The sequence below is a fragment of the uncultured Fretibacterium sp. genome, assembly GCF_938030725.1.
Classification (GTDB): Bacteria; Synergistota; Synergistia; order Synergistales; family Aminobacteriaceae; genus Fretibacterium.
The window spans coordinates 1-23,753 of record NZ_CALHIQ010000129.1 but is presented as its reverse complement, the minus strand read 5'-3'; the positions used below and the strand labels follow the sequence as shown (position 1 = coordinate 23,753).

Sequence of the window (23,753 nt, the reverse complement as noted above, 5' to 3'; positions counted from 1 at the left end):
TCACGGTTCAGCCGAATAAACCGACTCGTTTCTTCTTATTGCATCGATTTCGGAGCAGGTCAACCCTGTGAGCTCCGATATCTGGTTCACAGGAAGCTGTACGGCGAGCATCCGATGCACCACTTCGGCACGGCCCTCGGCACGGCCTTTTGCACGACTTTGCTCCAATTCCTCATCCCAAAAGGACATCATCTCGCTCTCCCCCTTTATCCTTTTGACATCTTTTCTATACTGCGCCCAGAGCGCCTTGTCCTTCAAATTGATGATTCTTGCGATGAACCTCAGAAGGTCCGAACGATCCTCTCTGCTCCAACCCTTTGACGCTAATATCTTGGTGAGCTTCAGAAGATAAAAGAACTTTTTCTGCTCCTCGCTTTTATATCCCAATGCCTTCTTTGCTGCGTAAAACGCTAGGTCAAACGGATTATCGCTTTTCAGGAGCTCGTCGTCATCCAGTTTGCGCAGCTCAATGTAATTATAGCGGTAGTTGAGGTGTGTCCCATACTGTAGAGAATCGTAGACGCCGGGCATTTCGGACTTTGACCGGGGCTCGGTCAGAATTGCCAGCGCCACGGGGTTCTTGTCATAGTGCGCAAAGAGCAGACAATAGCAGCGCATCATCCTCCTCGAAAGGTCCTCGCCGCCTCGGCCCTGTACCTCAACGTGGAGCAGAACCCACTGCTCACCTCCGATCTTCAGAGGTATCTTCAACAGGGTATCGACAAATTTTGCCGACACCTATTCCTCGTCTTCCGGCTTCAATAAAGTGTCCTGAAGCTCCTTATCGAGAGGCGTGGCGTCCTGCTCCAGGTCCGCATCCCCGTAGAGTTCGGGAATGGTGCTTCTCAGGAGTTCCCTCCAAAATCTTCTGGCAAGAGCTTTCCAGAATCCGTCGTAGTCAAAACGTTCATGGTCGTTCTGGATCGTTTGTTCGTCCATCCTCAACGCCCCGTTTCGTATAGGGTACAACTGTATTGTATACCACTGTGTCGGAAGTGACACGCTTACTTATGGAAAATTCAAACTCGATCTCGACGCCACAAAAAAGCGGGACTGCCCCGCGGCAGTCCCGCCTCGCCTTCACGATCGCACTATTCCCGGAACGTGATGCGCTGGTCCAGGGTCAGGTTCACCGCTCCGTTCGGGAAGGTCTTGATGTAGCCGACCAGGATCTCGTAGTCCAGGAGGCCCGAATCCTGGCTGGGGAGGCCCTTGAAGAGGTAGTAGCGGTCGCCGCCCTCCGACAGCCACGAGCCGAGCGCTACGGTGTAGTACGCACTATCTTCCACGGGCTCCCACGCGCCGTCCTTCTCCACCTGAAGGTCCACGAGCCTGTTGCCCCAGTGGGCGACGAGGCCGCCCTCGTTGAAGGTCGTCGGGGGGTTCTTCAGGTCGTAGACCACTCGGAGGCCCGACACCTGGAGAAAGCCCCCCGTGGGAGTCCGAAACGACGTGTCGTAGCCGTCGTCGTGGGCCGCAAGGGCGGAGGCGGATATCTCCATCGCCTTGCGCAACACGTCGCCGCTGACGGTGAGGATGTCGACCCGGGTCTGGAAGGGAAAGAGCTCCTGCAGCGTCTTCTCGGAGAACTTCCCCTCACGGAAGACTCTGTCGCCTCGGATGTCTCCAGCGTTGGCGAGGCTTACGTCCGTCTTGAGGCGAGTTCTCATCGCATCCGCCAGAAAGTTTCCGATGGGGGACTCCCCGCTGCGCAAGACCTCCTTGCGAGCGTCCACCGGGACGTTGAAGGACCCTATGATGGTTTCCAGTTTTTTGTTCAGCTTCTCCTCGTACTGAGTGGCCAGATTCAGGATGGCCGCGTTGGGTTCCGCCTTCGGCGTCACGCTGAGGAGCTGCCATTTGACGCTGTCCTTGGTGATCCGCCCGTTTCTCGTCGTCAGGTCCAGCCTGCCGACGAATCGGGCCACGGTCCCGCTCCAGAGCGTCGTCGTCAGCCAGTCGTCCGGACCGCGAACGAAGCCCGGCAGCGGGTCCTCCGTGATGCCGAGCGTGCGGCCGTACACCGCGTGAATGCCGCTGACCTGCTCCAACGTGTGCTGGTTCTCGAGGTCCGTCAAGTTGCTGAGCATGACGATGACATCCGCCCCCTGCGCCCTCAGGTCGGCGACCATCGCCTTTGCCGTTTCCACGAGCCCCGCCTTGGAGAGCTGAAGCTCATCGACCTTCTGGGTTGTGGTGGTGAGGATCTGAGGGGAGAGCATCGAGAAGAAGCCCACCTTCAGGTCCCCCGCCTGGACGATGACGTTCTTTTTGAAGAATGGGGCGGCTTCCGGATCGAGGATGTCCACGTTGGAGAGGACCAGAGGGAACCGGATGTACTGAAGGGCGTCCTTCAGGTGCTCCCAGCCGAAGTCCAGCTCGCGCATATCGATGGTGCCAACCTGGACGCCCGCAAGGTTCAGGGACGTGAACTCCGGCCGGCCGCCGAAGTAGCGCCACATGGGGCCGTACACGGACCCTCCGTTGACGATCAGGATCGCGTTGGGCTCGGTTTCCCTTACCTTCTGCACCACGCCCGCCGCGTGAGCCAACCCGCCGATGGCGACGGTCCCCTTGTTGACCCTGGTGACGATGGGCAGAAGCTGTCCCGCCAGGCGGTTGAGGGTGAGGAGCGTCATGCTTCCGTCCTTTGCCTGCGCCAGAGTACCGAAGACCAGGCAGATGCAAAGCGCGCAGAGCGCCGCAAAAAACTTTTGCCTCATTTCAGGTCCCTCCACGGTTCAAAAGGTTGAGTTCAACTTTTACCCCGAACGTTCGTACAGGGCGTTTAGCGGCATCCTCTCGATGCAAAGTTCCGTCAGTTGCCCTTGCGCTGCGGTGCCTCCTGCGTCAGGATCGTGATGCGCCCGTCCTTCGTGAGGTTTAGCTTGCCTTCGGAAAAGGTCCGGATGTACCTGAGCGTGCTGTCCAGGTCGTTGGTACCGGTGTCGGTTTGCGGCACGTCCCTGAACATGAAGTAGCGGTCACCGCCGTTCGCCAGGTAGGCACTGAGGGCGACGGTGTACTGCGCGTCGTCGTCCACCTCGGCCCAGTGACCGCCCTCCCTCTGAATTGCGAGGGTCACGAGGCGCTCGCCCCGCTGATCGACCTGGTTGGTCTCCTTGTTGAAGGTCATCGGCTGTTTTTTCAAATCGTAGACGACGCGAATGCCCGAAACCTGAAGGAAGCCGCCCGTCGGGGTACGGCGGGAGGTGTCGTAGTCGTCCTCCGGTCCCGCGATGAGGGCGGAGGCGGAGCATTCCATCGCCTGGCGCAGGATCCTGCCCGGCACCGTGACGAGGGTGACCTCGTTCCCGTAGGGGAAGATCTCGAGGAACGTCCTCTCCGAGAAGTTGCCCGTTGAGAACGTCTTGTCCGCGCGGATGGCACCGCCGTTGACGAGGCCGACATCCGTCTTGAACACGTTGCGCAGGGCGTCCGCCAGGAAGTTTCCGATGGGCATCTCCCGACTGCGGACGAGGGGTTTCTGGGTGTTGACCTCCGTTTCGAAGGAGCCGATGATCTTTTCCCGCTGGGCGTTGAGCTTCTCCTCGAAGTCGGAGGCAATATTGTAGATGTTCTGGTCGAACGGCGTCTTCTGCGTGACGAGGACGACCTCCCAGGTGGAGTTGTCCTTCACGAGCCTGCCGTCCTTGACCTCCAGATTGACTTTTCCGATGAATCGGCCCCGATCCCCTCCCCAGGCCAGCATGGTGGTCCAGCCCGCCTCGTTGGTGACGAAGACGGGCTTCGAGGGGCTCTCTCCGTTGGAGCCGCGCCCGAAGATGAGGTGGATGCCCGACACGGCCCTGGCCACCTCATCGTTCTCCTCCTCGGTGAGGTCACCGAACATGACGATGACGTCCGCCCCCTGTTCCTTCAGGGCTTTCGTCATCTCGCGGGCCGAGCCGACGATGTCCGGCATGATCCTGAAATCCGCGTTGTCGCTGTTCTCTGCACCCCAGCGGGTTGTCGCGGCAAAGAGCGTGGGGGAAATCATGGCAAAGATGCCCACGTTCAAGTCCTTGTAGGTCACGATAACGGTCTTCCGCAGCCTGTCGACCATGTTCTGCGGAACGGTGGCGTTCGAGAGCAGCATGGGGTAGGTAACGTACTGCAGGGCCGACTCCAGGTGGCTCCAGCCGTAGTCCAGCTCGTGCTTGCTGATCATCCCGACCTGCACGCCGATGAGGCTGAGGGAGGTGAACTCCGGCTGCCCCCCGAAGTAACGCCAGATCGGCCCGAACACGGACTCGCCGGTCACGGCCAGGATCGCGTTCGGGTCCTTCTTGCGGATCTGTTGAATCACGGTGGCCGCCTTGGCCAGCCCGCCGCGGAACAGGGTGTCCCGATTGACCTTCTCCACGACGGGAAGGAGCTGACCCAGAAGATGGTTGATGGTCAGGATCGTCACCCGCCCGTCCTTTGCGCAGGCCGGGGGCGCAGGGAGGATGCCGGAGTACAGGACAGCCAGGCACAGACACAAATACAGCACTCGTTTCATGACGCAGCACCGCCCCTTCAAAATTTTCGATTCCCTGTCGCCCGAAAGGCGCACGGCAGCCCTTCTCCGGTCTTTATTCCGCGCTCTTTCCTCCTGCTGCAGCCTCGTCCGCCAGAAGCCGCGCGTATTCCCTCTTGATGAGCGCATCGGCCTCCACCCACGGGAGGGGCTTGGCGAAGAAGTAGCCCTGGGCCTTCCGGCACCCCGCCTCCCCCAGCCACACGAGCTGTTCCTCCGTTTCGACGCCCTCCGCGATGGTGTCCATCTCCAGCGCGTTGGCCAGGTTGATGATGGCGTGCAGCATCTTGGCGTCCTGCTCGGAGTCGAAGACGCGTCGGACGAAGGACTGGTCCAGCTTGATGCAGTTGAAGGGCAGGGCGTGGAGGTACTCCAGGGAGGAGTATCCCGTGCCGAAGTCGTCCAGGAAAATCCGGACGTTCCGCGTCCCCAGCTTTTTCAAAGCCTTTTGCACGCCCGTCAGGTTGTCGATGAGGACGCTCTCCGTCACCTCCGTCACGAAACGGGAGGAGTCGATCTTGGCCCTGTCGAGCATCTCGTAGATCAGGTCCGCGGCGTTGGCCTGCTGCATCAGGTTTGAGGAGCCGTTCGCGGAGAAGTAGTAGGGGGCTGGGGAGTCTGCGATGGCCTTCATGGCGCACTGCATCATGTGGCGGTCGATCTCGCCGATGACGCCGATGCGCTCCGCGTAGGGCACGAAGTGGTAGGGGGTGAGGAAGCCTCGGGTCGGGTGCTGCCAGCGCACCAGGGTTTCAAATCCGCTGAGCCGCCGTTCTTTGATGTCATAGACGGGCTGGAAGTAGGGGATGAACTGCTCCTGCTCGATGCCCTCCCGGATCTCGTAGCGCATCCGCAGGATGTTTGCGGCGAAGGAGGCGTCCACCTCGCCGCCGTCCTCCTTCTCCTTGTAGATCGTGATGAGGCCCAGGCCGGCACCTTTGGCGGCCTTCAGGGCCGTGGTGGCCTTCTCGATGATGAGGGAGGAGTTGTCGTAGCTCAGAGCGTCGAACAGGACGCCCATGCTGGCGGAGGGGTGCACCACCCTCTCGCCCATCTGACAGGGCAGGGAAACGTCATCCCGGATCTTGCTCAGGAGGGTCACCAGCTCCTCCGGGGAGATCATCTTTCCGTCCTCGTCCTTCGTGAAGAGGATGGAGAACTCGTCGCCGCTGGTGCGGAATAGGGCGCCGCGCTCCTCCAACGCGTTCTTGATGCGCTCGGCGATGACGGCGAGGATGATGTCCCCTCCCGTGTTGGTGACCTCGGCGTTGATGCTCTTGAAGTGGTCCATGTTGATGATCACCAGCGTGAGGGGCTGGGGAGTCGTCTGTGCGCTGCTCTTGCCAAAGATGGTGTTGTCCGCCTTCAGCAGCCTGTTCAGCGTATCGACGAAGGACTTGCGGTTCGGCAGTCCGGTGTAGGCGTCGTGATGGTCGTTCCAGTCGATGCGGGCGGCCAGGTTGTGCCGCTCCGTCAGGTCCCGCGCCAGGTAGAGGACCACCCGCTGCGGCCCCAGGGACAGCGTGTTCTTGTGGAGCTCGACGGGGACGGTGGAGCCGTCCTCCCGGCGGAACACCCCCTCGTAGACGAACTGGTCGCTCGTGGGGCCGAGCAACTTGCTCTCCGTCCGGCTCAGGATGTCCTTCACGAAGATCGTGTCCGTTTCGCGGGAGAAGCTCATCCGGTTCAGGAGCCTCCGCGCTTCGAGGTTCAGAAACACCACCCGCCCCGAGGCGTCGTTGATGATCAGCGCGTCGGGGATCTGCATGATGACGTGCTCCAGGGTGTCCAGCAGCACGTTGACGGACCCTGCGAAGTCGCCGATCTCGTCCTGGCGGGTGACCGTGAAGCGCAGATCGAAGTTGACCTCGTGGATGATGCGGGTGAAGACGCCCCGCATAGTGTTCAGTCGTTTCAGGATGACCCGGGACAGAAAGTAGACCATCAGGATGGCGAGGCTGATGCCGCTGTAGAAGAGCCACACGTAGGAGTTGTACATGGCCCTCTGTCCCTCGGCGTAGATGTCGCGCGGCATGACGAAGGCCAGGGCGTAGGGGGTGTCCGTCCCCAGGATGGGGCGCCCCGGCTGTTGAACGAAGGCCGTGTTGTCCTCGCGCGTGACGATGACGAGGGGCTGGTCCTCGCTGGCCACCCCTGTCGGGTTGGCGGCGTCGGAGGAAACGGGAAGGAACTGACAGGGCGCCCCCAGGGAGGAGGAAACGTCCTCCAAGACCCGGTTGAAGTTTCGGCCCGCCACCACCATGCCGCGCGCCGGGCCGCCCCAGTCCGTGGTCAGGATCTGAGCGCTCTTGAACAGGAAGACGTCGTCCCCCAGCTTCAGGAGGTCCGAGCTTGGAGAGGCGGACTCTTCGGGGTCGAAGACGTCCGGCGTCATGGCGTCGATGCTCTGGGCGGCGCGCATCTTCTCCGCCGAGCGGTGGAGGGTGTCCAGCATCTCGTCGTCGAGGGGAAGCTCGTTTCCGATCTCGTCCACCCGATAGGCGACGATGGGCTTCAGGTCCGTGTCCAGCACGGCGATGAAGTCGATGTTCAGGGCCCGCAGGATGCTGCCGTTCAGGAGCTCCTCGAAGCGCGAAACGTCCTTCGTTTCCATGAAGGCGTACATGCGGTCCCACGCGCCCCAGTCGGAGATCGAGTTCTGGAGGGAGTGGGACTCGTTGTTGACGGCTTTTTGCGCGCCCGACATCTGCAGGGTGAAGAAGCGCTGCTCTATGGAGGTAAAGGCCTGCATGGTTCTATAGTTTGTCGTGATGCTCATGAGGAGGATGAAGATGAGCTGGATCCCCATGACCATCGCAAAAAGCCTTTTCTGCAGCCGCATGTCGTTTCCTCCCTTGAAGCTGTGCAACCTCTTGCCCCCACATTCTGCAGGCGGCCTGACGCGGCCCTGAGATGCCCTTTGTCGCAGCAGGGGCGGGCTCGTCGAAACGCAGAACGCCTCTAAAGCGTCCAAAAGACTAAGTCCAGATCATTATACATTAATGTCGTCGATTGTGAAGTTTTCGGGACGGCTTTCACCAGCCGACGTGAGGAGGAACTCGGCGCTTCCCTCGATACGGCAGGCGGGGCTACCGGCTGGGATCAGGAGGCTGGTGCCCCGGCTCACGGCAAGGACCCCCTCCTCCCCCGACAGGGAGGCTTCCCCCGCCAGGCACAGGAGGGAGAGAAAACGCCCCTGAGCTGGGATCGTACAGGCGCCTGAAAGCCTCAGGACCCCGCTCCGGAACGCCGGGCAGTCCGCCAGGACGCGAAGCCGTCCGCCCGAGAGGTCCTGCCAGGGGCGGGCGCCCGGAGGCGTGGGGTCGGCGGGCGCCAGGTGCGCGACGTCCAGGGCCCTCTCCAGGTGGAGGGGGCGCGGCCTGCCGTCGGGGCCGAGGCGCCCGTAGTCGAAGAGGCGGTAGGTGAGGTTGGAGCTCTGCTGCACTTCCGCCAGCAGGATGCCGCCCCCGATGGCGTGGACGGTCCCCGCCGGGATGAAGAAGGCGTCCCTGGGCTGGACCTCGATCCGCCTGAGGAGCTCCGGCAGGGTCCCGTCGCGGGCGCGGCGCTCGACCTCTCCGCGAGGCACCCCGCGCCGGAAGCCCAGGTAGAGGAAGGCCCCCGGCGTCCGGTCGAGGACGTACCACATCTCGGTCTTGCCCCTCTCCCCCTCGTGGTGCTGCGCGGCGTAGGCGTCGTCAGGGTGTACCTGGATGGAGAGGGGCAGGGCCGCGTCGATGAGCTTCACCATCAGGGGGAAGGGCGCGTCCGGTGCGTCCGGCGACGCGAGCTGCGGGTGCTGTCGCAGGGCCGAGGACAGGGTCATCCCGGCGCAGGGGCCGTTCAAGACCCTGCCGTCCCCGTCCGGGTGCGCCGAGAGGGACCAGCTCTCGGCCACGCGGGGCATCCCGCCACCCAGCCCCCACTCGTCCCTCAGCCGCGTCCCACCCCAAAGGTAATCCTTGCACGCGGGCTCCACCGCAAAGGGTCCCATCGTCGACACTCCTTCCTCCGCTCCATGCCGCCGGCGCGCCAGTACAATTCAGGCGAGGCCCGAGCGACCTCGCCTGAATTGTACCACTTTGTACGCCACCATTCTGCGCGTTCGCCGAACGGGGCGCGTGCGGGACGAGCCTACGCTGTGGCGCGTCGGCTTCGGCTCCACTGGATCGCGCACACGGCGCACAGGACCACCAGGCCGACGGCGTCCGAAGTCGTGCCGGGGACCATCATGGCGAGCCCTCCTGCGGCCATGAGGAGCCGGAAGGCGGGGTTGAGCGGGCGGAACAGGTAGCCGTTCAGGGCCGCGGCCACGCCGAAGATGCCGAGGAGCGCGGTGACGCAGATGACGGCCACCTCGGCGAAGGTCAGGGCATGGTTGAGGAACGCTCCCGCGCCCGCGATCTGAAGGAGGGGATGGAGGTCCTCGAAGAGCATGGAGGGGCTGAAGGCGAAGATGTAGGGCACGATGAAGGCCGCGATGGCCAGCTTGGTGGCGTTGACGGCCGTCCTCATGGGGGGCGCCTTGGCGATGGCCGAGCCCGCGTAGGCCGCCAGGGCGACGGGGGGTGTGATGTCCGCGACGATGCCGAAGTAGAAGACGAAGAAGTGGGCGCATATCTTGGGAATGCCGATCTCCGGGGACATCAGGATGGGGGCGCAGGTGGCCGCCATGATGCAGTAGTTGGCCGTGGTGGGGACGCCCATGCCCAGGATGATGCAGCAGACCATGGTGAGGACCAGCGCGATGAAGGCGTGCCCGCCCGATATGTTGACCACCATGGTGATGAGCCGGGAGGCCAGGCCCGTGGAGGTGATGCAGCCCGCCACGAGGCCCGCCATGGCGCAGGCCACGGCCACGGTGATGGTGCCCTTGCCGCCCGCCTCGAGGGCATCGATGAACTTCGTCGGGGTCAGCCGCTCATCCGGGTTGACGAGCCCCACCAGGATGGCGATGCCGATGGCCACCGTCGCGGAGAACTGCATGGTCTTCAGGTTGAGGGACACCATGACCACCAAGACGACGAGGGGCAGGAGCAGGTACACCTTGGGCAGCAGAGATAGGACCCGCGGCAGCTCCTCCCGCGGGATACCCTTCAGCCCCAGCTTCTTCGCCTCGAGGTGCACGGCGATGTAAATGCCTGCGAAGTACAGCACCGCGGGCAGGATGGCCTTCAGCGCCACCTGCGCGTAGGGGATGCCCATGTACTCCGCCATCAGGAACGCCGCGGCGCCCATGATGGGGGGCATGATCTGTCCGCCCGTGGATGCGGCGGCCTCCACGGCGCCCGCGAACTCCGGCTTGTAGCCCGTCCGCTTCATCATAGGGATGGTGACGGAGCCCGTCGTGACCGTGTTGCCCACCGAGGAGCCGGACACCATGCCGCAGAGCGCGGAGGAGATGACGGCCACCTTTGCCGGCCCTCCAGCGGAGGCTCCCGCCACCGCGTTGGCCAGGTCGATGAAGAACGCGGAGATGCCCGTGCGCTCCAGGAAGGCCCCGAAGAGGATGAACACGACGATGTACTGCGCGCAGACCACGATGGGCGTGCTGCGCAGGCCGTCGCCCGTGGAGTAGTAGAGGTCGTAGAGCACCTTGCCGAAGCGGACGGTGCTGAAGGCGTAGACCATGAGGCCCCCCACCACGCACAGGATGGGGATGCCCACGCAGCGGCGGCAGAGCTCCATGGTGGAGAGGATGGCCAGGACGGCCATGGTCGCGTAGAACGGGTAGTCCGGGTTCCGGGGGTTGGTGACGCGCAGCGCCATCTCGATGATGCTCTTGGCGTTCCACGCGAAATAGAAGAGCGGGACGATGCCCGCCAGCAGGATGAGCGCGTCGTACCACGGGAAGTGGTTGACCCGCGCGACCCCCTTTTTGATGGGGTAGTTCAGGTAGCCGATGGTGAGGATGAGCCCCAGAAAGACGTTCAGCCGTATCTCCGGCATGGCCGTGCTGTAGAGGGTTACCCAGACGCAGTAGAGCGAGAACGCCGCGGTCAGCAGGCGGACGGCCTGCTTCGGCGCGCCCTCCCAGAGGCGGACGTTGGACTCCCTGTCGTACTTCTTCATCACCGCCTCGACGTCCTGCATCGTGCCGACATCGGCCTGCGGCGCGCTGTCCCTTCGGTTGGAGTCCATAAGAGACGATCCCCCTTCGATAAATTTTTAGGTGTAAAATCGAACCGGCAAGGCCCATAAAAGCGGCTGTGGCGCGTATCGCCAGCCACAGCCGCTGCAGTTACGGGTTGCGGTTCGTGAGGCTACTTGCCCTTGACCGTGAGCCCCTTCTCCGCAAAGTACTTCACCGCGCCGGGGTGGTAGGGCACGGCGCTGTAGGACGCGGCGAATTCGAGGTTCAGCTCCGCGCCCTTCGCGTGGGCGGCCTTGATGGAATCCAGGTTTTCGAACACGCCGTACAGGAAGTTGTAGACGTCCGCCTCGGACACGTCGTCGCGGGCGATGACCACGGCCCCAACGGCCACGGTGGAGATGTCGTCGTCCGTGTTGTAGACGTCCTTCTTGATGACGTTCTTGCTGTAGTAGGGGGAGGCCTTCAGGAGCGCCTCGACGTGCTCGTCGTCAAGGCTGACGAGGCTGACCTTCTTCGTGGCCGCCAGGGAGGTGACGGCCGTCGTGGGGGCACCGGCCACGATGAAGGCAGCGTCGATCTTGCCGTCCTGCAGCGCGTCGACGCTGTCCCCGAAGGACTGGTATGTCGGCTTGATGTCCTTCTCGACGTCGAGGCCGTAAGCGTTCAGCACGTCCACGGCGTTGAAGAACACACCGCTGCCCGCCGCGCCGACCGAGACGTTCTTCCCCTTCAGGTCGGCCACGGTCTTGATGTCCGGGTTTAGCGTGATGATCTGCACCTGCTCCATGTAGAGGTTCGCGACGGTGGAGAAGCCCTCGACCTTGCCCTGCTTCTCGAAGAGGCGCGTGCCGTTGTAGGCGTAGGCGCCGACGTCCGTCTGCACGAAGCCCAGTTGAGCGTCCCCGGCGTCCATGGCCTCGACGTTGGCCTGGGAGCCGCCGGACGTGATGGCCGTGACCGTGGTGCTGGTGGTCTCGCCCACCTTGCCCGCCAGGACGCCGCCGAAGCCGTAGTACGTCCCCTGGGCGCCTCCCGTGGTGAAGGTCAGCGTCCCGCCTCCCGGCATACCACCCTTCTCCGCGGCGACTGCCACGCCGGCGGAGAGCAACGCCAGGACCATTACCAAAGCCAGCTTCCTCATGTTTCATCCCTCCATAAAAAATTAAAGTGTCCTTATCGTCCCCTCGTTCGGCTCCTGCCGATGAGGGGCACCGACCCGCCACTGCTTGAAGCGCAGGGTGGAAATGCTGTCGTCATCCTTCCGCAGAAATTATAGAACATTTTAATCATTTTGGCGAGGCGATGTCAAGGCGTCCTCATCCTCGCGCTGAAGGAATTGAGGCAGCGTCAGGGGCGATGCTCCCTCCGATTCTCCAACTGCGCCCGATACTTGCGCCCCACGTCCGCGCCACCGCCGCGCCGGATGATGTCGAAACCCAGGTCCCGACGCAGCGCGTCCACGGCTTTGTCCATGCGGCGCGCCCTCTCCCTGCGCTCGTCGCTGAAGAGCGAGAGCTGCAGGGCGTCTTCGCTCGTCAGGTGGGTCAGCGCGATCCCCAGGAGCCTCAGGGGCGTCCGCCCGTTCCACGCCTCCGCCAGGAGGCGCTGGGCGGTCTCGCAGACCTCGTCCGTAACGTCCGTGGGTTCGATCAGGCGCGTCTGGTGCGAGCGGTCGCGAAAGTCGCTGGAGCGCATCGTCACGGAGACGCCGCCCGCCCGTTTCTCGTCGGCCCTCATGCGGGCGGTGACGGAGTCGGCCAGGTCCAGGAGCACGAGACGCGCCGCGCTCATCTCCGTCAGGTCCTCCCGAAAGGTCGTGGAGATGCTGTATCCCTTCGCCTCCGCGGGATCCGCCAGCACCGGCGAGTCGTCCTCGCCGGTCGCGTAGCGGTGGAGGCGGCGACCCATGCTTGTGCCGGCGATGGCCTGAAGGCGCTTCAGGTCCGCGCGGGCCAGATCACCGATCGTGCGGATCCCCGCTCCCGTGAGGCGCGCGGCCGTGGCCTGGCCCACGGAGAAGAGCTCTCCCACGGGGAGGGGCCACAGCCGCTCCTCCAGGTCGCCGGGCCACAGCGTGTGGACGCGGTCCGGCTTCTCGAAGTCACTGGCCGCCTTGGCGAGGAACTTGTTGGAGCTGACGCCGACGTTCACCGTGAAGCCCAGCTCGTCCCGTATCCGGTCCTTCAGGGCGTAGGCCGCGTCCAGCGGGTCCGGGTACAGAAGGCCCGTCCCCGTCATGTCCAGGAAGCACTCGTCGATGGAGAACCTCTCGACGGCAGGGGAGAACTGGCGGCAGACGTCCATGAGGGCGCAGGAGCATCGGTCGTAAAGCCTGAAGTCCGGCGGGGCCAGGACGAGTTTTGGGCACTTGCGCAGCGCCATGGAAACGGGCTCCCCCGTCCGGACGCCGAACCGCTTTGCGGGGATGGACTTCGCCAGGATGACGCAGGTCCGATCCTCCGGGGCTCCCCCCACAGCGGAGGGGATGAGGCGCAGGTCGGCCCCTCCCTCGCGGACGCGGCGGGCCGCCTCCCAGGACAGAAAGGCGCTGTTGACGTCCACGTGAAAGATCAGGCGCTCCCGTGGCGCCCCCCTCGCTCGGCTCATGGTTTGGAAAGTCCCTTCACGACCGGAGCCAATTTTGGATTAAATCTGTATCAGCTCGTAGTTCATCGTGCCGATGCCGATCTTTTCGCCGTGCTCGAGGGCGGATATCCAGTGCGTGTCCGGCGACACGTCGGTGAAGTGGTCGTGGTGGGCGTGGCCGTTTTTGGCCAGCAGGCTCCCTTCGACGGCGGGCTGGCGGTTTACGGCGTCGGCGCAGGCGCGGTCCAGCGCCACGGGGTCGAGGGAGGCGAACATTCCCACGTCCGGCACGATGGGGATGTCGTTCTCCGCGTGGCAGTCGCAGAAGGGGGACACGTCGACGACCAGGCTGATGTGAAAGTGGGGACGGCCCTGGATGACGGCCTTGGTGTACTCCGCCATCTTGCAGTTGGTGATGTCGAAGGCCTCGTCGTAGTCCGGGACGACGGCGTCCGTCGGGCAGGCTCCGATGCACCGGCCGCAGCCCACGCATCGGTCGTGGTCGATGGAGGCGCCCTTGCCCGGCGTCACGTGGGGCGCGTCGTGAGCGCAAATGCGCACGCACCGGCCGCAGCAGATGCACTTCTCCTGTTCCACGTGGGGCTTACCCGCGCTGTGCATCTCCATCTTACCGGCGCGGGAGCCGCAGCCCATGCCCACGTTCTTCAGCGCGCCGCCGAAGCCCGTCAGCTCGTGCCCCTTGAAGTGGGAGAGGGAGATGATGACGTCCGCGTCCATGATGGCCGAGCCTATCTTGGCCTCCTTGACGTAGGTGCAGCCCTCAAGCGGGACCAACCGCTCGTCCAGCCCACGCAGGCCGTCCGCGATGATGGTGTGGACCCCTGTGGCGAAGGGGTTGTAGCCGTTGGCGTAGGCGCTGTCCAGGTGGTCCAGTGCGTTCCGGCGTCCTCCGACGTAGAGCGTGTTGCAGTCCGTCACGAAGGGGCGCCCGCCCAGTTGAACGACGTAGTCGCAGACGACGCGGGCGTAGTTCGGCCGCAGAAAGGCCAGGTTCCCCGGCTCGCCGAAGTGCACCTTCACCGCGGCGAACCTGCCGCCCTTGAAGGGCAGGGCCTCAAACCCTGCGGCCTTCATCAGGCGCTTCAGCTTCTGCAGCAGGTTCTCCTCAGGCGTCGTGTGCATGTCCGTGAAGAATACCTTTGATGCGTTCATGATGTTTTCCCCCCAGAAGGATTCGGTCGCCCGATGCCGCGGCGGCCCTTTCGGCGCGTTGCCGCGCCGCGCTCGAAGAAGACGCCGGCCAGCCCCCGCAGGCATGGTGTCCCGCGGACGCTCGTCGTCGCTTCCTGAAAATTGAATGGAGTTTCGCCCCGGCCCGCGGCCTGTTGCGCCTGCCGCCCTCCTCCGCCTGGTACGAATTGACCGAAAGTCTTATCGTTGCTCTCGCGGTTGATTATAACCCGAAACGCCGAAACCGTGAACGCTTTGAAGCGGAGGCGAGAATATTTTTAGAAGATTCGTGCTTAAATGGAGCGGGGTGTGGTATGATAGGCGAACGCAGACGTAAACGTCCAAGGCGGGGACGGCCCGGACGGTTCGCTCTTGCACGGAGGCCGGAAGCAGGAGGGGAGGCGGGAATTTTTTTGGGCTTCAATAACGGCTAAATATTCAAAACAGCAGTTAATCTTGTAATCTTGAAAAAGGAGATGGAATCATGAACCCGATTTCTGCCGACGTAGCTGCTGGAACGTCCGTGATGGACGCCATCATGAAGGTGAACGACGTAGTCAACCGTTTCGTCTGGGGCGCCCCCGTGCTGATCCTCCTGGTGGGCACGGGCATCTACCTCACGCTCCTGCTGGGGCTTCCGCAGATACGCTACTTCGTGGTGGCCATGAAGGAGGTGTTCACGTCCGCGCGGGGTGCCAACGAGGCCGACAAGTCGATCTCTTCCTTTGCCGCGATGGCGACGGCCATGGCCGCGACGGTGGGCACGGGCAACATTGCCGGCGTGGCGACGGCCCTGCACCTGGGCGGTCCCGGTGCGCTCGTCTGGATGCTGATCTCCGCCTTCTTCGGCATGTGCACCAAGTTCGCCGAGGTTACCCTGGCCGTCCACTTCCGGCAGAAGGACGCCCACGGCGACTGGCGCGGGGGCACGATGTACATCCTGGAGCACGGCGCGGGGCAGAAGTGGCTCGCGGTGATCTTCGCCGTCTTCGCCTTCCTCGCGTCCTTCGGCATTGGCGCGGCCACGCAGGCCAACTCCGCGGCGGAGGGCCTGTCGATGGGCTTCGGCGTCGACCACCTGTACAGCGGCATCGCGATCGCTGTGCTGGTGGGGCTGGTCATCATCGGGGGGCTGCAGAGCCTCTCCCTGGTCACGACGTATCTGGTCCCCGTCATGGCCGTCTTCTACATCATCACGTCGATCGTCGTCCTGGTTATGAACGCCGCCCACATCCCGGAAGCGGTTGCCACCGTTTTTAAGCTGGCGTTTGAGAACCCTGGCGAAACGGTGCCCGGAGCGCTGGCCGGCTGGTGCGTCAAGGAGGCCGTTCAGAAGGGGATCGCGCGAGGCGTCTTCTCCAACGAGGCGGGCATGGGCTCCGCCCCTATGGTCCACGCCACTGCGCACGTGGAGCACCCTGTTCAGCAGGGTTTCTACGGGATATTTGAGGTCTTCGTGGACACGATCGTGATCTGCACCATGACCTCCCTGGTCATCCTAACGACCGGCACGCTGACGGGCTCCCCGGAGCTCACGGGCGCCCAGTTGACGCTGCAGGCCTTTGAGAACGCCCTGGGCATGGGGCTGGGCCGCTACGTCCTGTCGATCGCCCTCTTGCTCTTCGCCTTCACCACGATCCTGGGCTGGTACTGGTACGCGGAGACGGCCGTCACCTACCTGTTCGGCGTCTGGTTCAAGCCCATCATGAAGGTGCTGTGGATCGCTATGATCCTGCTGGGTGCGTCCGGCGCGCAGCTGTTCGGCTCCGCGGGCAACGTCTTCCTGAATCAGATCTGGGATATCTCGGACACCCTGAACGGGCTCATGGCGCTGCCCAACCTCGTGGGGCTGCTCATCCTCTCCCTCACGCTGCGCCGGGTCGTGAAGGACTACGACGCGAAGAAGAAACGGGGCGAGGTGAAGTAGGCCCTTGGGGCTTTCTGGACAGGTCTTACGCTATAATTGTCTAAAGACGGCATGAGCGAAGGACGCGGCCATCCCGCGTCCTTCGCTCGGTTGTGGGCAGTCCATGCCTGAACCCTCACGGGATCGTAAAGCCTCTTTAAACGCCGCGAAGGAGTGTGCAGAATGCCTTTGTCGCTTGTTCCGTCGTTCCTTTTTTACTGTTTCATCACGGGCATCACGCCGGGGCCGGCCAACCTCTGTTCGCTGGCCGCCGCGCTGAAATATGGGCGGGAGTGCGCCCTTCGACAGTGGCGCGGGCTCTTCGTGGGCTTCTTCCTGGACGCCATGGGGGCGGTGTTCGTGACGTTTTTCCTGGGCACGGTCCTGCATCGATACGTCAAGGTCCTGTCCTACATCGGCGCGGCGTACATCCTGTGGCTGGCGTTCCAGATGTTGAGGAGCGACGACGACTCACGGGGGGAGTGCAGGGAGTCCTGCAACTTCACGACGGGGCTCCTGGTCCAGCTCACCAACGTGAAGGTCATCGTCTTCTGCGTCACCGCGCTCTCCGCCTACGTGCTGCCGCACACCCGCTCGTTCAGGACGCTCCTCGCCGTCGGGCTCTTCCTTCCCTTCACCGGTCCGATCTGCAACCTGGCGTGGATCTTCGCCGGCGTCGCGCTGCGCCGCGTCTTCGCCGACTATAGGATGGCGGTCAACATCGCGATGGCTGCGCTCCTCGCGCTCTGCGCGGTGGGCCTGGCGCTGTGAAAGGGGGCTGCTCCATCGAGAACGGCCCCCTCTATGATTTCAGTATTTCATTTCTGAAAGTCAGTGGTCGGACTTCAGGCCCGCGCCGCACATCGGCAGCAGGCACTCCCCCGTCATCCCGTGCTGCCGGCGGTACTCAAGGCAGGCCGCGTAGTTTGCCGCCGCCGTGTGCTCGCAGTAGATGCCCTGCCGCGCCAGGGCCTTGCGCGCGTCCAGTATCCTCTCCTCCGGGGCGTGGATGAAGTGGACGCCGTGCTTTTTGCCAAGGGCCAGGATCTCGCGTCCCCGCAGGGGCTTGCCGATCGCGATGCCCTCCGCCATCGTGGGCGATGGGACGACCTCCGCCGGCTCCTCCCGTCCCTGCTCCGCAGCGCGGAGTAGCGGGTCGCAGCGCTCGCTCTGCACCGCGAGGATCTGGGGCATCCGGGGGATGGCGCCGCTCTCCAGCAGGTGCTCCAGGGCGCGGATGGCCCCAAGGAACAGCGTCCCGTTGCCGACGGGGATGATGAGGTTCTCCGGAATGTGCCCCAACTGCTCGTAGACCTCGTAGACGTACGTCTTCGTCCCCTCGTAGAAGAAGGGGTTGCAGACGTGGTTGGCGTAGAAGATGCCCTCCCGCTCCACCTTGGCCCGGCAGACCTCCGCACAGTGGTCCCGTCCGCCGGGGACGATGGTGCAGACCGCCCCGTGGGAGCGGATCATGTCGACCTTCCTGGGCGATGTGCCCTCCGGGACGAATATCTCGCATCGGATGCCCGCGCGGGCACAGTAGGCCGCCACGGCGTTCCCCGCGTTGCCGCTGCTGTCCTGAACGACGCTCTCCGCGCCGATGGCCCGGCAGTGCGCGACCAGCGCGGCGGCGCCTCGGTCCTTGAACGACAGCGTGGGCATGAAGTACTCCATCTTGAGGAGGGTGTCCCCATCCAGTGGGACCACGGGCGTCATGCCCTCGCCCAGGGTCACAGCCTGCCAGCTCTCGTCCTCCAGCGCGATAAACTCCCGATAGCGGAACAGGCTCCACCGACTGCGGTCCACCCTGGACAGGGAAAAACGGGGTGGCTGCCAGGCCAGGTCCCACAGGCCGCCGCAGCTGCAGTGGGGCTTTCGGGTTGCTGCGCTCTCCTCCTTGCCGCACCGTGAACAGATGAACTTCATGGCGTCCTCCTTGTTTTGATGTATGATGTGTGTGATGCAGAGCGTCCTCGACGACCCTGCCGTGCGTTGTTTATGATATTTATGATATCACCGGGCGCGAGGGGACGATAGCGCCCCTTGGTGCAAGGGCGCTTGGCGGAACGTCCGGACGCCGGACGGAAAAATGGAAAAACGGGGGAGTGTGACGCAAGCGATGAGGCTTTTCATCGTGCGGCATGGCGAAACGGCGTGGAACCGGGAGGGCCGGTTTCAGGGGCAGCTCGACGTCCCCCTAAACGAGGCGGGGTTGCTCCAGGCGGACCGGGTGGCCGAGCGCTTTCGGGGTTACCCCTTGGCCGCCGTCCTCACCAGCCCCCTGTCCCGCGCCCGCGTGACGGGGGAGCGCATCTTCGAGGCGGCGGACTGCGACGCCCTCGTCGTCGATGACGGCTTTCAGGAGATCAACCACGGTGCGTGGGAGGGCGTGACGACGGACGAGGTGGCCCGAAGGGACGGGGACCTGCTGAAGCTCTGGCGCACCGATCCGCAGCGGGTCACGATGCCGGGGACGGGAGGGGAGTCGCTGGCCGACGTCGGGCGCCGGGCCGTGGAGGCGCTGGAGCGCCTCGCGTTGGGGAAGTACGAGGGCAACGTGCTGCTCGCGACGCACGACGCCGTGGGGAAGGTGCTGATTTGCCACTATATCGGCCTGCCGCTCACGAGCTATTGGCGAATCCGAATCCCCAACTGCGGCGTGTCCTGTCTGGATTTCGGCGACGACGGCCCGCAGCTGAGCCTTCTGGGGGACGTCAGTCACCTGGGCTGCGGGTTCGAGAGCTTTTTGTCGAAGAGCCTGTAGGGACGCGGAAGCCCGCCTTGCGCCTGCGGGCAAGGTTTTGAAACTTTGAATGGAGGGATTGAAGGTGAAGAAGAACGTCGGTCCCCTGCTGGCGCTGTACCCGACGCCTCTGGTCGTCGTGGGGGCGATGAACGGGGACAAGCCCACCTGGACGCTGGTCGGCAACGTCGGGGTGATCGGACACGACCGCGTGCTCGTCAGCCTGGCGGCGGCGCACTTCATCAACGGCTGCATCCGGGCGGAGGGAAAGCTCTCCCTCAACGTGGTGGAGGAGGCCATGCTGTCCAAGGCGGACTACGTTGGATCCGTCAGCGGCGCGGAGGTCGATAAGTCCGGCGTGTTCGAGTGCTCCATGGGGCCGGGGGGGACGCCCATGATCGAGGCGTCGCCCCTCACGATGGAGTGTTGCGTCGTGGACGTCTACAGGACGGAGGGCTTCGAGAGCTTCATCTGCACCATCTCGGACACCTTCGTGAACGAGAACCACCTGAACGAGGAGGGCAAGGTTAGTTACCGCACCCTGAAGCCCGTGCTCTTCGAGTACCCCACCTATGGCTACCTGCGTACCGGCGTCATCCTGGGCAGAGGTCATTCCTTTCACGGCGAGCGTTGAATACGCAACGGGAGGAGTAGTGGGGGCTTCGCGGCCGAATACCGCGGAGCCCCTTCGCTTGCCTACTTCGCCCTCTTGACAGCTTCCTTGAGGATGACGTCGTGGGCGCCGCCCTCCACCAGCGTCACCGGCGACACCAGCGTCAGCTTCGCCTTGTGCCGCATCTCCGCCATGGAGAGGGCGCCGCAGTTGCAGAACGTGGAGCGGATCTTGCTGAGCGTCTCCGTCACGTTCTCGCGCAGCGTGCCCGCGTAGGGCACGTAGGAGTCCACGCCCTCCTCAAAGGACAGCTTTATGGACGCCGAGTCCCCGGAGTCGTAGCGCTGCCAGTTGCGCGCGCGGGACGAACCCTCGCCCCAGTACTCCTTGACGTAGTTGCCGTTCACCATCACGCGGTTCGTGGGGCTCTCGTCGAAGCGGGCGAAGTAACGCCCCAGCATGCAGAAGTCCGCGCCCATGGCCAGCGCCAGCGTGATGTGGTAGTCCAGCACGATCCCGCCGTCGGAGCAGATGGGCACGTAGATGCCCGTTTCCTCGAAGTACCGGTCTCTGGCGCGGGCCACCTCGATGACGGCCGTTGCCTGACCGCGCCCGATGCCCTTGGCCTCCCGCGTGATGCAGATGGACCCGCCGCCGATGCCCACCTTCACGAAGTCCGCTCCGGCCTCGGCCAGGAAGCGAAAGCCCTCCGCGTCCACCACGTTGCCGCCGCCCACCTTGACGGCCTCGCCGTACCGGCTCCGAATCCAGGCCAGCGTCCGGCGCTGCCACTCCGTGAAGCCCTCGGACGAGTCGATGCACAGCACGTCCGCCCCGGCCTCCACCAGGGCCGGCACGCGCTCCTCGTAGTCCCGCGTGTTGATGCCCGCCCCCACGGCGTAGCGCTTCTGGGCGTCCAGGAGCTCCAGGGGGTTCTCCTTGTGCATGTCGTAGTCCTTGCGGAACACGAAGGCCACCATGTTGCCCTCGTTGTTCACCACGGGCAGGGCGTTCAGCTTGTGCTCCCACAGGATGTCATTCGCCTCGCTGAGCGTCAGGCCGTCCCGCGCAAAGACGAGCTTGTCGATGGGCGTCATAAAGTCGCGCACGGGGGCGGATAGGTCCATGCGGCTGACGCGGTAGTCGCGGCTCGTGACGATGCCCAAGAGCCTGCCCGTCAGGCTGCCGTCGTGGGTCACCGCCACGGTGGTGTGCCCCGTCCGGTCCTTCAGCGCCAGGATGTCGGCCAGCGTTTCGTCTGGCCCGATGGAGGAGTCGTTCGCCACGAAGCCGGCCTTGTAGCGCTTGACGCGCCGCACCATCTCCGCCTCGCTCTCGACGGGCTGCGAGCAGAAGATGAAGGACAGCCCTCCCTCCCTGGCCAGCGCGACGGCCATGCGGTCGTCGGAGACCGACTGCATCACTGCGGAGGTCAGGGGAACGTTCAGCGAAACGGGCGGCTCCTCCCCCCTGCGGAAGCGGCACAGGGGCGTCCGCAGGGAAACGTTTGCGGGGATGCACTCCGCAGAGGAGTAGGAGGGGACCAGGAGGTACTCGGAAAAGGTGTGCGACGGCTCCTCGTAAAAAAATGCCATTCTCAGCTCTCCTTATATTTGAATTTTATATAAAAATATCGCCCCCAGAGGGGCGGCGTTCTCAGGGGTTCTCCTGCCTCCCGTCGGTCGGACGGCAGGGAACGTATCTGGACATTCTAACATTCCGGCCGGAAATTTCAAAAGGCGCGGGCGCGGTCGGGTTAAAAAAACCACCCCGAAGACCGCCCCTTCGCGCCGCCTCGGACGCTTCCGTCCCGCATTGTTCTGTGCTATATTTCAGGCGGCCTGTCTTGGAAGCCGAATCTTAAAATCTTTTTTAAGGAGGACTTTGCGGCATGGCGTACACGGAGACGAAGAACACGAGCTGGGGCGAGCGCCTCGGCGGGGCGTTTAAGGGGGTTGCGACAGGGCTTGTCCTGATCCTCTTGGGGTCGTGGCTGCTCTGGTGGAACGAGGGGCGCACCTACAAGACGGCCGGGGCGATCGGCGAGGCCATGGTGCAGACGCAGGACGTGGCGGACATCAGCACGGTGGACCCGGCGCTGGAGGGCAAGGTCGTCCACGCCATGGGCAGGGCGGACACGACGGACGTGTTGACGGACCCGGCGTTCGGCGTGTCGACGACGGCCATCGCCCTCTCGCGCGAGGTGGAGTACTACCAGTGGACGGAGCACGAGAAGAGCGAGACGCGCAAGAAGCTGGGAGGCGGCGAGGAGACCGTCACCACCTACACCTACAGCCGGGAGTGGGTTGCGAGCCCCATCGACTCCTCGGCCTTCCACGACCCCATGTACAGCACGGCCCAGCCCTTGAGCAGGAACGACATGGGCCCCAACGACACGCTGGCCGACTTCGAGGACGAGGAACTCTATGCTCAGAACGTTTCCTTCGGTGCCTACAAGCTGCCGCCCTTCCTCGTGCATCGGATCGGCGGGGCCGTGCCCATGGCGCTCTCGCCGGAGAGCGTGGACCTTCAGGCCATCGCGGTGGCCATTCACGTTTCGGACCTCTACGCGAGGCGCTACCTCGAAGCCCCCGTTTCCGCGGACGCCCTGGTCCACGTGGCGGGCAGCACCATCTACATCGGTCAGAACCCCGGCACGCCCAAGATCGGCGACGTGCGCGTCACGTTCCGGCGCACGCCCCCCACGGACGTTTCCATCATCGCGAAGGTGATGTACGACACCTTTGAAGAGTACGTTGCCTCGAACGGCTACACCTTCAGCCGCCTGGCCATGGGGAAGGCCAGCATGGAGAAGATGTTCGAGGATGCCAAGAGCGAGAACAGCACCATGGCCTGGATCCTCCGCATCGTTGGAATCGTCGTCGTCATCGCGGGACTGCGCACCGTGCTGAGCCCCCTGGCCGTCCTGGTGGGGGTCCTCCCCATCCTGGAGAGCCTCGTGGGCGCGGGGATCGGCCTGGTGTCCCTTCTGTTGGGGCTCGCCTGGTCCTTCGTCGTCATCGCCGTGGCGTGGGTGCGCTTCCGCCCGCTCCTGTCCGGTTCCCTCCTGGCGGCTGCCGTCGTCTTCCTCGTCCTGACCTTTATCCGCGGGCGCAGGCGGGCCGCGTAGAGCGGGGCGTGCGGTCGTCGAGTGCAGGTGATGGGGCCGTCCGCAAGGACGGCCCCTTTCTTTCTTCAGCTTGCCGTCTTGTTGATATTTTGCCCTTGATTTCCCCCTGAATACGCTATAATCTTCTACAGTAGGAAGTTTTGGACGCCACGAAGGGATCGACGCACCGGGAGGAAGGGGCGCCGCCCTTCGTGTTGGCGTCCGAAATCGTCCAAAAAATCAAGGTGGGAGGTTTTTCGCTGTGTGGCTGGTTCTTGTGTTCATCACTCTGGTCTTTGGTCTCCTTGGCGGCGCTTACGCCTGGACGGTCTTTCAAAAGCTCTCGGAGAGCTCCATCAAAAACGATAGGATTGCAGAGCTTGCGGGCATCATTCACGGGGGAGCGATGGCGTTCCTCAGGAAGGAGTACTCCTGGCTGGCTCCTTTCGTAGGGGTCGTTGCGGTGCTCCTGGGGATTCTCCTTGGCGTGGGGCAGGCCTTTGCCTTCGTGCTGGGGGCCCTCTGCAGCGCGGGGGCGGGCTACATCGGAATGCACGTGGCCACTCAGGCCAACGGGCGCACCGCCTATGCGGCGTCGGACAACTCGAAGGACAACGCGGCGGGCGGCGCCCTTGAAGTCGCCTTTTCGGGCGGCAGCATCGTGGGCATGGTGGTCGTGGGCCTGGGCCTGATCGGGCTGGCCGTCGCCTACCTCTTCCTGAACGACGTGAACGTCCTGACGGCCTTCGGCATGGGCGCGAGCAGCATCGCCCTCTTTGCCCGCGTGGGCGGCGGCATCTACACCAAGGCGGCCGACGTGGGCGCCGACCTGGTGGGCAAGGTGGAGGCCGGCATCCCGGAGGACGACCCACGTAACCCGGCCGTCATCGCGGACAACGTGGGCGACAACGTGGGCGACATCGCCGGCATGGGCGCGGACCTCTTCGAGTCCTACGTCAACTCGATCCTTGCGGCCATGGCCATCGGGC

At 64.0% G+C, this 23,753-nt stretch carries 18 protein-coding genes; 6 read left to right on the top strand and 12 right to left on the bottom strand.

What is annotated here, in order from left to right:
- The 10 genes from Q0629_RS07640 to Q0629_RS07595 form a co-directional block, all read right to left on the bottom strand.
- Positions 1-738, bottom strand: coding sequence for a hypothetical protein (locus tag Q0629_RS07640; protein WP_298780949.1), 738 nt, complete (start codon positions 736-738; stop codon positions 1-3).
- On the bottom strand, positions 739-939 hold the full coding sequence (locus Q0629_RS07635) for a hypothetical protein (RefSeq protein ID WP_298780943.1): 201 nt from the start codon (positions 937-939) through the stop codon (positions 739-741).
- Positions 940-1,091: 152 nt separating this feature from the next.
- The gene (locus Q0629_RS07630) at positions 1,092-2,723 is read right to left on the bottom strand and encodes a bifunctional UDP-sugar hydrolase/5'-nucleotidase (RefSeq protein WP_298780941.1); all 1,632 of its coding nucleotides are present in this window, start codon (positions 2,721-2,723) and stop codon (positions 1,092-1,094) included.
- A 95-nt stretch (positions 2,724-2,818) separates the two neighbouring features.
- Positions 2,819-4,504: a 5'-nucleotidase C-terminal domain-containing protein gene (locus Q0629_RS07625; protein ID WP_298780938.1), complete on the bottom strand. Its 1,686-nt coding sequence runs from the start codon at positions 4,502-4,504 to the stop codon at positions 2,819-2,821.
- Between the two features lie 73 nt (positions 4,505-4,577).
- Positions 4,578-7,364: an EAL domain-containing protein gene (locus tag Q0629_RS07620; protein ID WP_298780936.1), complete on the bottom strand. Its 2,787-nt coding sequence runs from the start codon at positions 7,362-7,364 to the stop codon at positions 4,578-4,580.
- A 150-nt stretch (positions 7,365-7,514) separates the two neighbouring features.
- On the bottom strand, positions 7,515-8,516 hold the full coding sequence (locus Q0629_RS07615) for a type I phosphomannose isomerase catalytic subunit (RefSeq protein WP_298780935.1): 1,002 nt from the start codon (positions 8,514-8,516) through the stop codon (positions 7,515-7,517).
- 140 nt (positions 8,517-8,656) lie between these two features.
- Positions 8,657-10,663, bottom strand: coding sequence for a TRAP transporter permease (locus Q0629_RS07610; protein WP_298780933.1), 2,007 nt, complete (start codon positions 10,661-10,663; stop codon positions 8,657-8,659).
- 122 nt (positions 10,664-10,785) lie between these two features.
- The gene (locus Q0629_RS07605) at positions 10,786-11,757 is read right to left on the bottom strand and encodes a TAXI family TRAP transporter solute-binding subunit (RefSeq protein ID WP_298780931.1); all 972 of its coding nucleotides are present in this window, start codon (positions 11,755-11,757) and stop codon (positions 10,786-10,788) included.
- Between the two features lie 206 nt (positions 11,758-11,963).
- Positions 11,964-13,223, bottom strand: a complete 1,260-nt coding sequence (locus Q0629_RS07600; protein WP_298780928.1) for a DNA polymerase IV — start codon at positions 13,221-13,223, stop codon at positions 11,964-11,966.
- Positions 13,224-13,262: 39 nt separating this feature from the next.
- Complete coding sequence (locus tag Q0629_RS07595; RefSeq protein WP_298780925.1) at positions 13,263-14,375, bottom strand: DUF362 domain-containing protein; 1,113 nt, start codon at positions 14,373-14,375, stop codon at positions 13,263-13,265.
- 544 nt (positions 14,376-14,919) lie between these two features.
- Here Q0629_RS07595 and Q0629_RS07590 point away from each other — a divergent pair.
- A complete protein-coding gene (locus Q0629_RS07590) occupies positions 14,920-16,320 on the top strand; it encodes a sodium:alanine symporter family protein (protein WP_298780974.1) in 1,401 nt (466 codons plus the stop codon).
- Positions 16,321-16,482: 162 nt separating this feature from the next.
- Positions 16,483-17,070, top strand: a complete 588-nt coding sequence (locus Q0629_RS07585; protein WP_298780923.1) for a LysE family transporter — start codon at positions 16,483-16,485, stop codon at positions 17,068-17,070.
- Between the two features lie 60 nt (positions 17,071-17,130).
- Here the strand turns inward: Q0629_RS07585 and Q0629_RS07580 are convergent, their stop codons facing one another.
- A complete protein-coding gene (locus Q0629_RS07580; RefSeq protein WP_298780918.1) occupies positions 17,131-18,225 on the bottom strand; it encodes a threonine synthase in 1,095 nt (364 codons plus the stop codon).
- Between the two features lie 193 nt (positions 18,226-18,418).
- Here Q0629_RS07580 and Q0629_RS07575 point away from each other — a divergent pair, with 193 nt between their 5' ends.
- Positions 18,419-19,063, top strand: coding sequence for a histidine phosphatase family protein (locus Q0629_RS07575; protein WP_298780915.1), 645 nt, complete (start codon positions 18,419-18,421; stop codon positions 19,061-19,063).
- Between the two features lie 64 nt (positions 19,064-19,127).
- Positions 19,128-19,676, top strand: a complete 549-nt coding sequence (locus Q0629_RS07570; protein WP_298780912.1) for a flavin reductase family protein — start codon at positions 19,128-19,130, stop codon at positions 19,674-19,676.
- Between the two features lie 62 nt (positions 19,677-19,738).
- Here Q0629_RS07570 and Q0629_RS07565 read toward each other — a convergent pair whose 3' ends face one another.
- Positions 19,739-21,250 (bottom strand): IMP dehydrogenase, encoded by a 1,512-nt coding sequence (locus tag Q0629_RS07565; protein ID WP_298780909.1) that lies wholly within the window; start codon positions 21,248-21,250, stop codon positions 19,739-19,741.
- A gap of 296 nt (positions 21,251-21,546) precedes the next feature.
- On the opposite strand from Q0629_RS07565, the gene Q0629_RS07560 reads away from it, so the two are divergent.
- A complete protein-coding gene (locus Q0629_RS07560) occupies positions 21,547-22,785 on the top strand; it encodes a TMEM43 family protein (protein ID WP_298780907.1) in 1,239 nt (412 codons plus the stop codon).
- A gap of 256 nt (positions 22,786-23,041) precedes the next feature.
- On the top strand, positions 23,042-23,753 hold a 712-nt coding region (locus Q0629_RS07555; RefSeq protein ID WP_298780972.1), incomplete at its 3' end, for a sodium/proton-translocating pyrophosphatase.